We start from the raw sequence: 12,684 nt of genomic DNA on the forward strand, positions 1-12,684 counted from the left end.
ACTTCCGCCGCGGCACCCCACCCCTTTTAGCCGATGGCGACGAACCTCGGCCCGTGTCAGAGTCGCCGCATCTGCGGTTCTTCCCGTACGAGGAGCCGTATCCGAACCAGCGCGAGGCGATGGACAGGATCGCCAACGCGCTGGACCGGGGACAGGACGTGCTGTTCGAGGGGGCGCCCGGAACGGGCAAGACCCTCTCCGCGCTCGTGCCCGCCTTAGAGCACGCCCGCGAGCACGACCGCACGGTCGTGATCACGACTAACGTCCACCAGCAGATGCGGCAGTTCGTCGAGGACGCCCGCGCGATCACCGGCGAAGAGCCCATCCGCGCGGTCGTGTTCAAGGGGAAGTCGTCGATGTGTCACATCGACGTCGACTACCAGGAGTGTCAGACCCTCCGCGACACCACCCGCGAGCTGGTCGAAACGGAGAGCGAAGTCCGCGAGCTGGAGACCCGCCAGCGCGAGCTGCTCGCCGAGAGCCGCGAGGGCGACGCCGGCGCGGCCGAGGCCCGCGAGGCGATCATGGACGAGCTCGACGAGCTGGAGACGGCGATCGACGAGTACGAGGCCGCGAACGTCTGCGCGCACTACCGGAACAACCTCGTCGAGGACACCGACGAGTTCTTCGGGTGGCTGTTCGACGACGTCCGCACCCCAGAGGACGTGTACGCGTACGCGGACGAGCGCGAGCTCTGCGGCTACGAGCTGCTCAAGGAGGGAATGGAGGGAGTGGACCTGGTCGTCTGCAACTACCACCACCTGCTCGATCCGAACATCCGCGAGCAGTTCTTCCGGTGGATCGACCGCGACCCGTCGGAGATAATCACCGTCTTCGACGAGGCGCACAACGTCGAGGACGCCGCCCGCGACCACGCCACCCGCACGCTCACGGAGACCACCCTCGACGCCGCCTTGGAGGAGCTCGCCGACAGCGACGACTCCCGCGCCGAGGCCGCCGAGAACGTCGTCCGCGCGTTCCGCGACGCCGTGGTCGAGACGTACGACGACGCGCTCGGGTTCGGCGAGCGCGAGTCGGTCGGCGAGAACTGGGAGGACCTCTCCGTCGCCAACGACGACCGCCGCGACGACCTGACGCTGGCGTTCCTCCGGAACTACGAGGGGAAGGGGATCGACACGGAGACGGAGCTCGCCGTCCAGCTCGGGCAGGCGTTAGACGAGGAGTACGAGCGGCGCTACCGGGACGGCGAGACGACGACCCGGACCGAGTGTCAGACCCTGCAGGTCGCTCGGTTCGTCTCGACGTGGATGGAGGAGGGAACCGAGCTCGGTCAGTACCCGGTCGTCTCCGTGCGTCGCGACGGCGCCACCGACGAGGTGTACGGCCGCGCCGAGCTGTACACCTGCATCCCCCGTCGAGTGACCGAGGCGCTGTTCGACGAGGTCGCCGCCTCGGTGCTGATGAGTGCGACGCTCCGCCCCTTCGACGTCACCGAGGACGTGCTCGGGCTGGAGGACGCGGTGTCGCTCGCGTACGAGATGGGGTACCCGGAGGAGAACCGCCGGACGTTCGCGGTCGACGTCCCGCCGCTGTTCGCCTCCGAGCGCAACGACCCGGAGACCCAGGAGGCGGTGTCGTCGCTGCTGCGCGACGCGATCCGGTTCACGCCGGGCAACACGCTCGCCTTCTTCCCCTCGTACGCCGAGGCCGAGCGGTACTACGAGCGGCTCGGCGGCTCGGCGGGAACCGGCGCCGGAGGCGACGTCGGCGCCGGGGCCGGGCTCGCGGGCGCCGACCTCGGCTCGCTCTACCTCGACGGGCCCGGGCAGGACGAGGAGGACCTGCGCCGGACGTTCGTCGAGAGCGACGACGCCGCGCTGTTCACCTCGCTGTGGGGAACGCTCGCGGAGGGAGTGAGCTTCGACGCCGACGACGCCCGGACGGTGGTGGTCGTCGGCGTCCCGTACCCGCACCTCTCCGACCGGATGGAGGCGGTCCAGGACGCCTACGACCGGGCGTTCGCCGACCGCGACCGCGCCCGCGACCCCGGCTGGGCGTACGCCGTCGAGATCCCGACGATCCGCAAGACCAGGCAGGCGCTCGGGCGCGTGGTCCGCGGTCCCGACGACTTCGGCGTCCGGATCCTCGCCGACCGCCGGTACACGACGGCGGACATGGGGAAGTACTCGGTCCGGACCGCCTTTCCGCCGGAGGAGCGGGCGGAGCTGCTCGACATCGACCCCGCGAAGCTGAAGTTCGCGATGCTCAACTTCTACGGCGACCACGACGCGTACGACGGGGCGCCGCCGGAGCCGTGAGGCTGTGGGGCCGCCGTGCCGGGGCCACTGCGTCGGGCAGCGAGGCTGCGGGGCCGCCGCCGTGCCGATCCACACCGGATGTCGGCTACCCCGGCATCGTCGCGAGCAGCGCCGTGATCCCGAACAGCACGATCGTGAGCAGCGTCGTGATCACGGCGTGGATCACGGTCATCCCGGCCACGACCCGCCGGGGCTGGTCGTAGCTCCACGCGAACATCGCGCCGTCGACGAGGAGCGCGGCCGGGACGAGAAGTGCCTCCGAGACGGCGAACGCCCCGCCGACGACGCCGATCACCGCGGGAAGCGGACCGACGTAGAGGGCGCGGCGCGGGTCGACGTCGCCGAGGACGTTCCGGGCGGCGAGGTGTGCGGTCACGGAGAGGAACAGCGCGAACAGGATGGTCGTCCCCAGCACCGTGATCGGCGTCACCGTCTGAAGAAGCATACCCGACCTACGGGACGGCGGGTAAAAGTGGTCGCGGGATCGGTCCGTCGCGAGCGGCGCGGCGTCGCCCGCCTACGCCAACAGCCCGAGGCCGTCCAGCTCCTCGACGATCACGTCGACGGCGGCCGCCGCGTCGTCCGGGCTCGTCCCGCCCGTGACGACGAGCTTCCCGCTGCCGAACAACAGCGCCACGACGTCCGGTTCGTCCAGCCGGTAGACGAGCCCGGGGAACTGCTCCGGCTCGTACTCGATGTGTTCGAGCCCGAGCCCGATCGCGATCGCGTTGAGGTTGAGGCTCTCGCCGAGGTCGGCGGACGTGACGATGTTCTGGACCGTGATCTCGGGGTCCTCGATCGGGATCTGGAGCGCGCGGAGCTCGTCGAACACGATGGCGAGGCTCTCGTGGACGGCGTCGATCGAGTTCGCGCCCGTGCACACGATCTTCCCGGACCGGAAGATCAGCGCGGCCGATTTCGGGTCCGTGGTGCGGTACACGAGCCCGGGGAACTGCTCGGGGTCGTAGTCGGCGCCCTCCAGGTCCATCGCGACGCTCTGGAGATCGAGCTCCTGCCCGATCCCCGTGGAGGCAACGACGTTCTCTATCGTGATCGTCTCCTTCGGATCGGCCATTACTACTAACACGATCGGTTGATTCATTTAAAAAGGTGCGTGGTCGGAACCGCTATCCTCTTGCGAGCGGCTCCCCGACTCCGGGGCGTGTACTGGCTCGAACTCGCCGGGGAGACGGACGCCTTCGCCGCCCGCGAGGCCGCCACCGCCGCGACCGGCGTGGAGCTGCTCGCGCCCGGGGTCGCCGCCGCCGGCAGCGTCGGACTCACCCGTAGCGACGCGGCGGGCGACGACCCACGCGCCGGCGGTGACGCCCCGGGCGCCGCGAGTGCCGCGACCGATCGCGCCGGAGTGCGCCGGCTCGCCTACACCCGCGCCGCCCACGAGGCGGTCGCCCGCACGGACGCCGACCTCGCCGCCGCCGTCGCCGCGCTCGACGCGGCGCCGCTCGACCGCTCGGGGACGGTCGCGGTGCGGGCCCGGAACGTCCGGAACACGGCGACCGTCTCGACGAGCGACGCCGAGCGCGCCCTCGGGGGCGTCCTCGTCGACCGCGGGTTCGACGTCGACCTCGACGACCCCGACCACGTCCTGCGCGCGCTGTTCGCGGCGGGCGAGCGCGCCGTTCACGACGCGATTCCCGGCGCCGACGGCGGCGACGCGTCCGTCTGCGCGCTCGGCTGGGTCGCCGCGGAGGCCGCTCGCGACTTCGCCCCCAAACCGACCGACCGCCCGTTCTTCCAGCCGGGGAGCATGGCGCCGGCCGACGCCCGCGCGTACGCCAACCTCGCGGGCGCCGCGCCCGGCCGGACCCTGCTCGACCCGATGTGCGGGACCGGCGGGCTCCCGCTGGAGGCCGGGCTCGTCGGCGCCGACGTCGTCGCCTGCGACGCCCAGCGGAAGATGGTCCGCGGGACGCGGGAGAACCTCCGCGAGTACGTGGGTGACTCCCCGGAGCACCCGAGCTGGCACGTCGCCCGCGGCGACGCCACGGCCCTCCCGCTCCGCGACGACGCCGTCGACGGCGTCGCCTTCGACGCGCCGTACGGCCGCCAGTCGAAGATCGCCACCCACGACCTCGCCGACCTCGTCTCGGGCGCGCTCGCGGAGGCGGCCCGGGTCGCGCCCCGCGCCGTCGTCGTCGCCGACCGGGACTGGCGCGGGTCGGCCCGCGCGGCGGGCTGGACGGTCGACGCCGCCTTCGAGCGCCGCGTCCACCGGTCGCTCACCCGACACGTGCTGGTGCTCGATCGGTCGTGAGCGCGTCCGATCTCGGCCCGTGACCGCCGCGACAACGCCGCGTTCGCACCGTCCCGAGAGTGAACGACCGGTCGGTGATACTCGGCATCTGAGCGTCGCAACCGACAAGTTTCAGTTTCACTCTCCCTCCGGGCAACGGTTAAGTGGACGGCCTCTCGTGGTGTGCACATGACCGGGGACGCCGGCGGCGACATGCTCTCGTGGGACGAGTCGGTGTTCCGCGACGAGTCGGTGTTCGAGATCGACCACGTCCCCGAGACGTTCCGCCACCGCGAGAGCCAGCTGGAGAGCCTGAAGTACGCGCTCCGCCCCGCGGTGCGCGGCTCTCGCCCCCTCAACACGATGGTGCGCGGCCCGCCCGGCACCGGCAAGACGACCGCGGTCCAGAAGCTGTTCGGCGAGCTCGGCGCCCGCACCGACGTCCGGACGGTCCGCGTCAACTGCCAGGTCGATTCGACGCGGTACGCCGTTTTCTCCCGGCTGTTCGAGGGGATCTTCGACTACGAGCCGCCCTCCTCGGGGATCTCCTTCAAGAAGCTGTTCGGTCAGATCACCGACCGGCTCGTCGAGGAGGACGACGTGCTCGTCGTCGCCTTAGACGACGTGAACTACCTCTTCTACGAGAACGAGGCGTCGGACACCCTCTACTCGCTTCTGCGCGCCCACGAGGCGCACTCGGGCGCGAAGATCGGCGTCATCGTCGTCTCCTCGGACCTCGGGCTCGACGTGATCGACGACCTCGACACCCGCGTGCAGTCGGTGTTCCGCCCGGAGGAGGTGTACTTCCCCGTCTACGACGCCACCGAGATCTACGACATCCTCTTCGAGCGCGCGAAGCGCGGCTTCCACGACGGCGTCATCGCCGACGCCGAACTGGAGCGCGTCGCCGACCTCACCGCCGAGAGCGGCGACCTCCGGGTCGGGATCGACCTGCTCCGCCGCGCCGGACTGAACGCCGAGATGCGCGCCTCGAAGACGATCGCCGACGAGGACGTCGAGTCGGCGTACGACAAGTCGAAACACGTCCACCTCTCGCGGTCGCTCCGCGGGCTCTCGGAGTCCGAGCGCGCCCTCGTCCGCGTCCTCGCGGAGAACGACGGCGAGCGCGCCGGGACGGTGTACGAGGCGTTCCGCGACGAGACCGACCTCGGCTACACCCGTTACTCCGAGATCATCAACAAGCTCGACCAGCTCGGCGTGATCGAGGCCGAGTACGCCGACGTCGAGGGGCGCGGCCGCTCCCGCGAGCTCTCCCTGGCCTACGACGCGGAGGCGGTGCTGGACCGGCTGGAGTGATCGACGCCGACGCCTTTTCGGTTCTCCCCGTCGAGTCGGTGGTATGAAGACGAGCGGCGGGAGCGACGCGGCGAAGCGACGCGCCGGCGAGTCGGCGGCGGCGGCGGTCGACGACGGCGACGTCGTCGGCCTCGGAACGGGCTCGACCGCGGCCCACGCGATCCGCAGACTGGGCGAACGAGTCGACGCCGGGCTGGACGTCCGCGGGGTTCCGACCTCGTTCGCGAGCCGCGAACTCGCCGCCGACCGCGGGATCCCGCTGCTCGGCCTCGACGAGGCGACGGGGCCCGACGCGCCCGGGATCGACGTCGCGATCGACGGCGCGGACCAGGTCGCGGTCGGCGACGGCGGGCCGACCGCGGGCCCGCTCATAAAGGGCGGCGGCGCCGCGCACGCCCGCGAGAAGCTGGTCGACGCCGCGGCCGACCGCTTCCTCGTCGTCGCCGACCCGTCGAAGGAGGCCGCGGCTCTCGACCGCCCCGTTCCGGTAGAGGTGCTTCCCGCCGGCCGATCCGCGGTGGCCGAGGCGGTCCGCGCGGCGGGCGGCGAGCCGACCCTCCGCCGCGCGGAGCGGAAGGACGGCCCGGTCGTCACCGACAACGGGAACCTCGTGCTCGACTGTTCGTTCGGCGAAATCGCGGAGCCCTCGGCGCTCGCGACGACCCTCTCCGCGACGCCGGGCGTCGTCGAACACGGCCTCTTCGTCGACCTCGCCGACGAGGTCCACGTCGGAACGGACTCCGGGGTTCGGGTGCTCACGCGCTGATCTCCGGGACGCGGTCGCTACCGACGTGCGCGGCGGTCGCGCCGCTCTGCGGTCGGCGCGCGGTCAAAAAATCGGGTCGAGAGTCGCGTCCGCCTTAGAGGTCGCGCGGCTGGACCGTCTTCCGGTCGTTGGCCTCGGCGCGGCGCGCGGCGTCTTCGAGCAGCTCGTCCACTTCGTCGTCGAGCGCGTCGTAGAAGTCCGAAGCGACGTTCTTGTCGTCCAGCGCTTCCTTGACGGCCGCTTTGACAATAAGGTCTGCCATGCGATCGGTGATATCCATCGACAGTTAATAAGAGTTCCTGAATTCGACCGCGAGGGGCGCCCTGCGGCCCGTTCGCGAGGGGGTGCCGGAATGCTTCCTTATAAGCTTTGTGAGACCGCTCGGCGAGCGGGGCCGCTCGCCCGCCGCGGACCGATAGGTTCGACCCGTTCGGCCCCTGACGGGGACGCATGCGCGACACGCTCAAGGCGCTCGACGCCGGCGATATCGGCGTCGCGGAGGCGGAATCGCGGCTCGCGGGCTACGCGACGACGGCGGCCGGCCGGTTCGACGCCGCCCGCGAGCACCGACGAGGGATCCCCGAGGCGATCCTCGCGGAGGGGAAGACGCCGGCGGAGGTCGCGGCGCTGACGGCGACCGCGGTCGAGACGACCGGCCGCGCGCTCGTCACCCGGGCCGACGCCGAGGACGCGGCGGCGATCCGGACGGCGATGGCGGACCTCGATCTCGAGACCGCGGCGTCGCTCGACCCCACCGTCGACCACGACGAGCGGGCCGGGACCGTCGTCGTCCACGCCGCCGACTTCGACCCGCCCGCGCTCGACGCGACGCTCTCGGTCGTCGCGGCGGGCACCGCCGACGCGGCGGCCGCGGGCGAGGCGGCGGTGGTCGCCGGCGAGATCGGCGCGACCGTCGACCGCGTGGACGACGTCGGCGTCGCGAACCTCGACCGGATCCTGGACCAGCGCGACCGGGTCCGCGAGGCCGACGTCGTCGTGGTCGCGGCGGGCCGCGAGGGGGCGCTCCCCACGGTCGTCGCGGGACTCGTCGCGGCGCCGGTGATCGCGCTCCCGGTGTCGACGGGATACGGCGTCGGCGGCGAGGGCGTCGCCGCGCTCCACGGTGCGCTCCAGTCCTGTTCGGTGCTCACGACGGTGAACGTCGACGCCGGCTTCGTCGCCGGGGCGCAGGCGGGGCTGATAGCGCGCGCGGTCGACGCGGCGCGGCGCGACTGACCGCCGGCTCCCCACCCGTCTCATGACGGGGCTTTATATGTAGATTTCCGGAAGCTGGCGGGGGTGAGAAAGGGTATTTGTCCGTCGAAACCTTACGATCTATCGCCGGTAACCACCGGTACCGAATGCCACTCTGTGACCACTGCGGGTCGCACGTCTCGGACCGCTTCGCACGCGTCTTCGCGGACGAGTACGGCGACCTGAACGCCTGTCCGGACTGTTCCGCGAACGCCGGGATCGCCGAAGTCTCCCGAGAACGCGCTCGTACTGGGGACTGACCCGGTCGATCCCGCCGCGACACCGCACCCGACCGCGTTCGCGCCGCCCGCGCGTCCGGCTTCCCCGACCGCGCCGAGACCGGCAGGTATTCCTCGCGCCCGCGCCGACCGGGCGCCGTGTCGACGCCGAGTCAGGACGCGCCGCACCACGTCTACGTGATCGAGTGCGCGGACGGGACGCTGTACACCGGCTACACCACCGACGTGGAGCGGCGCGTTGCCGAGCACGACGCCGGAGAGGGCGCGAAGTACACCAGGGGACGGACTCCCGTGACCTTACGACACGTCGAGTCGTTCGACTCGAAGTCGGCGGCGATGTCGCGGGAACACGAGATCAAGTCGCTCACCCGCGCGCAGAAGGAGGCGCTGATCGGGGCGGAGAACGACTGAGTCACGGCGGCCGATCCGCGGGGGCTCGGCCGGTGTCGGTCGGCTCCCGGCTACTCCACGAGCCGTTCGATTTCGGTGACCAGGATGCCGCTCGCGCCGACAGCCTTCAGCTCCGAGATCGTCGCGAACACGTCGCGCTCCTCGACGACGGCGTGGACCGCCACCATCCCGTTCCCGTCCTCGTCGGCCTCGACGTCCATCACCGTCGGGCCGCCGAGCCCGGGGATCACGTCTTTGACCTCGTCGAGCCGCTCCGTCGGCGCGTTCATCATCAGGTAGCGCCGGCCGTCGGCCGCGAGCACGGACTCGAACGCGGTCAACACCTGTTCGACCTTCGGGTCGTCGACCACGTCGGGGCGCGCGAACAGCCGCACCGAGGAGTCGAGCACGTCGTCGATCACGGCGAGGCGGTTCACCTTCAGCGTCGTCCCCGTCGAGGTGATGTCGACGATGGCGTCGGCCATGTCGACGTGGGGCGTCAGCTCCGTCGCGCCCGTCACGGTGACCACGTCGGCGTCGACCCCCACGCGGTCGAGGTAGTCGCGGGTGACCGCCGGGAACTCGGTGGCGACGGTCCCGCCGGCGAGGTCGCCGACGGTCTCGACCGCGCCGTCCTCCGGGGCCGCGAGGACGAGCTTACAGGAGCCGTACCCCAGATCGAGCAGGTCGACGAGGTCGCCGTCGGCCGCGGACGCGGCGCCGTCCGCCACGCCGCCGGACTCCGCCGCCTGATCGAGCCCCGTGATCCCGAGGTCGGCCGCGCCGTCCCGGACGTACTCGGGGATGTCGGCCGCGCGCGCGAACAGCACCGTCACGTCGGGGTCGACGGTGTCGGCGTACAGCTGGCGGTCGGCGGTCTCCTCGACGTGGAGCCCCGCGCGCTCCAACAGCGAGAGCGTCGGGTCGTGCAGGCGGCCCTTGTTGGGGACGGCGATGCGCATACGGAGAGCGTCGCGGGGCGACGGGGAAACGTTTTCGTCCGGTGAGCGGCGGACGGGATCCATGCGCAGCCGACTAATCAGACACCGTGGCGGCGGCGCGTGCCGACGAGCGGCCGACAGGCCGTGAGTCAGCGCGCGCGAGGGAGTCGCTGGCGTGTGGACGCGCCAGCGACAGGGCGAGAGCAAAGCTCTCGCTTGCAACCGGCGCGTAGCGCCGGTGACGAGGCTGGGGAGGCGTGAGGTACGGTGGCCGTGCGGGGGCGGGACTCAAAGGGGCAGTCGCCGGCGGCTTCGCCGCCGGCTGCCAGAGGCGCGAAGCGCCTCGCTGTCGCGAGGACGAAGCACGCTGCAGCAAGCACCGCAGCGAGCAACGCGGGTGAGGAGCGCAGCAAAGCGCGCGAGTCCTCGCGGCTGGGGCTTCGGCGGTGTTCACCGTCGATCGGCAGCCAACGGTTTATAACCGAGCGGCCGGAACTTTGGAGACCTCGATCCTCTCTACCGACCGGCGTTCCCGCCTCCGGCCGCGCCAAACCGCCGTCTGACCACCCAATACGCGACGGGGAGACAGCAGGCGAACGCGATCGGCCAGACGGTCAGCTGCGCGGCCGGGTCGGGCGGCGACACGAGGCTTCCGGCGATCATCCCGCCGATTCCGGCGACGACGACGGTAACGGCGGCTCGCTCCACTCGGCCCGGCGGCCGCTCGCGGGGCCGCCCGCGACGCCACCAGAGGAGGTAGTACGCCAGTACGATCCCCGAGAGCGGTGCGAAGACGGCCCAGACGGTCGGATAATCGCTTCCGCGAGCGTGTGCGTCGAAGTTCACCCAGACGCCTGTCGCCAACAGAACGAACAGGAAGAGGGCCATGCCGAACGCGACGGCGGGTGAGAACGGGAGGGACACGATCTGGTGTTCAGCCCGATCGATAATGGGTCTTCTCCGGAGCGGAACCGTCCGAGCGAGACGATTTCGCCGCAGTCACTTACCTAGCCGCGCCGCTCAAGTGTCTCGCCACCCAACGACGCGTATCGTGAGCGACGCCGACTCTCCCCTCTCGGAGGACCGCCCGACCGTCGACCGCCCGCTCCGGGTCGACGCCCCGTTCGAGCCCGCGGGCGACCAGCCCGAGGCGATCGAACAGCTGGTCGAGGGGTACGAGTCGGGCGCCGACAAGCAGACCCTCCTCGGCGTCACCGGCTCCGGGAAGACGAACACCGTCTCGTGGGTCGCCGAGGAGCTGGACCAGCCGACGCTCGTGTTGGCCCACAACAAGACGCTCGCGGCCCAGCTGTACGAGGAGTTCCGCGAGCTGTTCCCGGACAACGCCGTCGAGTACTTCGTCTCCTACTACGACTACTACCAGCCGGAGGCGTACGTCGAGCAGACGGACACGTTCATCGACAAGGAGATGTCGATAAACGAGGAGATCGACCGCCTCCGCCACTCCGCGACCCGCTCCCTGCTCACCCGCGACGACGTGATCGTCGTCGCCTCGGTCTCGGCCATCTACGGGCTCGGCGACCCGCAGAACTACCGCGACATGGCGCTCCGCCTGGAGGTCGGCGAGGAGGTCGGCCGCGAGGAGCTGCTCGCCCGGCTCGTCGACCTGAACTACGAGCGCAACGACGTGGACTTCACGCAGGGCACCTTCCGCGTCCGCGGCGACACCGTCGAGATCTACCCGATGTACGGGCGGTACGCGGTCCGGGTGGAGCTGTGGGGCGACGAGATAGACCGCATGATCAAGGTCGACCCGATGAAAGGCGAGGTCGTGAGCGAGGAGCCCGCGGTCATGCTTCACCCCGCCGAGCACTACTCGATCCCCGACGACCAGCTGGAGCAGGCGATCGCGGAGATCGAGGACCTGATGGAGAAACGGGTCAGCTACTTCGAGCGGCAGGGCGATCTGGTCGCCGCCCAGCGCATCGAGGAGCGGACCACCTTCGACATCGAGATGCTCCGGGAGGCGGGCTACTGTTCGGGGATCGAGAACTACTCGGTGCACATGGACGACCGGGAGTCGGGCGACGCCCCCTACACCCTCCTCGACTACTTCCCCGACGACTTCCTCACCGTGATCGACGAGTCCCACCAGACGATCCCCCAGATCAAAGGGCAGTACGAGGGGGACAAGTCCCGGAAGGACTCGCTCGTCGAGAACGGGTTCCGGCTCCCGACCGCCTACGACAACCGTCCGCTCACCTTCGGGGAGTTCGAGGAGAAGACGGACCGGACCCTCTACGTCTCGGCGACCCCGAGCGACTACGAGCGCGAGACCTCCGACCGCATCGTCGAGCAGATCGTCCGGCCGACCCATCTCGTCGACCCGAAGGTGGAGGTGACGGGGGCGACCGGGCAGGTCGAGGACCTCCTCGATCGGGTCGACGACCGGATCGAGCGCGACGAGCGCGTCCTCGTCACCACGCTCACCAAGCGGATGGCCGAGGACCTCACGGAGTACTTCGAGGAGGCCGGCGTCGACGTGGCGTACATGCACGACGAGACGGACACCCTCGAGCGCCACGAGATCATCCGCGACCTCCGGCTCGGCAACATCGACGTGCTCGTCGGGATCAACCTGCTCCGCGAGGGGCTCGACATTCCGGAGGTCTCGCTCGTCGCGATCCTCGACGCCGACCAGGAGGGGTTCCTCCGCTCGACGACGACTCTCGTCCAGACGATGGGGCGGGCCGCCCGCAACGTCAACGGCGAGGTCGTCCTCTACGCCGACCGGATGACCGACTCGATGGAGGCGGCGATCGAGGAGACCCAGCGCCGCCGCGAGATCCAGCTGGAGTACAACGCCGAGCACGGCTACGAGGCGACGACGATCGACAAGCCGGTCGGCGAGACGAACCTCCCGGGGTCGAAGACGGACACCTCGTCGGTCAGCGTCGGCGACGTCGAGAGCGAAGACGAGGCCGAAGCGCAGATCGAGGCGCTCGAAGACCGGATGGAGGAGGCCGCGAGCAACTTGGAGTTCGAACTCGCCGCGGACATCCGCGACCGGATCGCCGAGCTCCGCCGGGCCTTCGAACTCGACGCCGACGACGGAGGCGTGCCCGCGCCGATGGTCGACGAGTAGGCCGGCGCGCCGATCCGTCTCGGTCGTCCGTCTCGACCGTCTCGCTCGACCCGGCTCGACCGTCCCGCTTCCACGCCCTCGGTTCGACGCCTCCGATCGCCCCGCGTCCGCCCGATTCTCACGCGCCGAGACGCGCGA

Annotated in this window: 13 protein-coding genes; 8 read left to right on the forward strand and 5 right to left on the reverse strand. The window is 70.7% G+C overall.

What is annotated here, in order from left to right; translation table 11 throughout:
* Positions 1 to 53: 53 nt before the first annotated feature.
* Positions 54 to 2,279 (forward strand): ATP-dependent DNA helicase, encoded by a 2,226-nt coding sequence (locus DJ81_RS08360; RefSeq protein ID WP_094589261.1) that lies wholly within the window; start codon positions 54 to 56, stop codon positions 2,277 to 2,279.
* An 85-nt stretch (positions 2,280 to 2,364) separates the two neighbouring features.
* On the opposite strand, the gene DJ81_RS08365 is transcribed toward DJ81_RS08360, so the two are convergent.
* Together DJ81_RS08365 and DJ81_RS08370 are read right to left on the reverse strand one after the other, a co-directional pair.
* Complete coding sequence (locus DJ81_RS08365) at positions 2,365 to 2,724, reverse strand: hypothetical protein (RefSeq protein WP_094589262.1); 360 nt, start codon at positions 2,722 to 2,724, stop codon at positions 2,365 to 2,367.
* A gap of 72 nt (positions 2,725 to 2,796) precedes the next feature.
* Complete coding sequence (locus DJ81_RS08370; protein WP_094527295.1) at positions 2,797 to 3,354, reverse strand: TATA-box-binding protein; 558 nt, start codon at positions 3,352 to 3,354, stop codon at positions 2,797 to 2,799.
* Between the two features lie 87 nt (positions 3,355 to 3,441).
* Here DJ81_RS08370 and DJ81_RS08375 point away from each other — a divergent pair, with 87 nt between their 5' ends.
* From DJ81_RS08375 to rpiA, 3 genes are all read left to right on the forward strand, one after another.
* A complete protein-coding gene (locus DJ81_RS08375; RefSeq protein ID WP_094522850.1) occupies positions 3,442 to 4,554 on the forward strand; it encodes a methyltransferase domain-containing protein in 1,113 nt (370 codons plus the stop codon).
* A gap of 168 nt (positions 4,555 to 4,722) precedes the next feature.
* A complete protein-coding gene (locus DJ81_RS08380; protein WP_094522852.1) occupies positions 4,723 to 5,850 on the forward strand; it encodes an ORC1-type DNA replication protein in 1,128 nt (375 codons plus the stop codon).
* A gap of 43 nt (positions 5,851 to 5,893) precedes the next feature.
* On the forward strand, positions 5,894 to 6,616 hold the full coding sequence (rpiA, locus tag DJ81_RS08385; protein WP_094527296.1) for a ribose-5-phosphate isomerase RpiA: 723 nt from the start codon (positions 5,894 to 5,896) through the stop codon (positions 6,614 to 6,616).
* Positions 6,617 to 6,710: 94 nt separating this feature from the next.
* Here rpiA and DJ81_RS08390 read toward each other — a convergent pair whose 3' ends face one another.
* Complete coding sequence (locus tag DJ81_RS08390) at positions 6,711 to 6,878, reverse strand: DUF1931 family protein (RefSeq protein WP_004047560.1); 168 nt, start codon at positions 6,876 to 6,878, stop codon at positions 6,711 to 6,713.
* A gap of 188 nt (positions 6,879 to 7,066) precedes the next feature.
* Here DJ81_RS08390 and larB point away from each other — a divergent pair, with 188 nt between their 5' ends.
* The 3 genes from larB (at position 7,067) to DJ81_RS08400 (ending at position 8,520) form a co-directional block, all read left to right on the forward strand.
* Positions 7,067 to 7,852: a nickel pincer cofactor biosynthesis protein LarB gene (gene larB / locus DJ81_RS08395; RefSeq protein ID WP_094522856.1), complete on the forward strand. Its 786-nt coding sequence runs from the start codon at positions 7,067 to 7,069 to the stop codon at positions 7,850 to 7,852.
* 125 nt (positions 7,853 to 7,977) lie between these two features.
* Complete coding sequence (locus DJ81_RS19165; protein WP_170938278.1) at positions 7,978 to 8,130, forward strand: hypothetical protein; 153 nt, start codon at positions 7,978 to 7,980, stop codon at positions 8,128 to 8,130.
* A gap of 117 nt (positions 8,131 to 8,247) precedes the next feature.
* Positions 8,248 to 8,520 (forward strand): GIY-YIG nuclease family protein, encoded by a 273-nt coding sequence (locus DJ81_RS08400; RefSeq protein WP_094522858.1) that lies wholly within the window; start codon positions 8,248 to 8,250, stop codon positions 8,518 to 8,520.
* A 50-nt stretch (positions 8,521 to 8,570) separates the two neighbouring features.
* On the opposite strand, the gene hisG is transcribed toward DJ81_RS08400, so the two are convergent.
* Positions 8,571 to 9,461 carry an ATP phosphoribosyltransferase gene (gene hisG, locus DJ81_RS08405; RefSeq protein WP_094527297.1) on the reverse strand — a complete coding sequence of 297 codons (891 nt, stop codon included), beginning with the start codon at positions 9,459 to 9,461 and terminating at the stop codon, positions 8,571 to 8,573.
* Positions 9,462 to 9,956: 495 nt separating this feature from the next.
* Entirely contained in the window at positions 9,957 to 10,364 is a 408-nt protein-coding gene (locus DJ81_RS08410; RefSeq protein ID WP_094527298.1) for a hypothetical protein, read from the reverse strand.
* Between the two features lie 127 nt (positions 10,365 to 10,491).
* On the opposite strand from DJ81_RS08410, the gene uvrB reads away from it, so the two are divergent.
* Positions 10,492 to 12,546 carry an excinuclease ABC subunit UvrB gene (gene uvrB / locus DJ81_RS08415; RefSeq protein ID WP_094589264.1) on the forward strand — a complete coding sequence of 685 codons (2,055 nt, stop codon included), beginning with the start codon at positions 10,492 to 10,494 and terminating at the stop codon, positions 12,544 to 12,546.
* Positions 12,547 to 12,684: the final 138 nt, after the last annotated feature.

Source organism: Halorubrum sp. Hd13 (assembly GCF_002252755.1).
Classification (GTDB): domain Archaea; phylum Halobacteriota; class Halobacteria; order Halobacteriales; family Haloferacaceae; genus Halorubrum.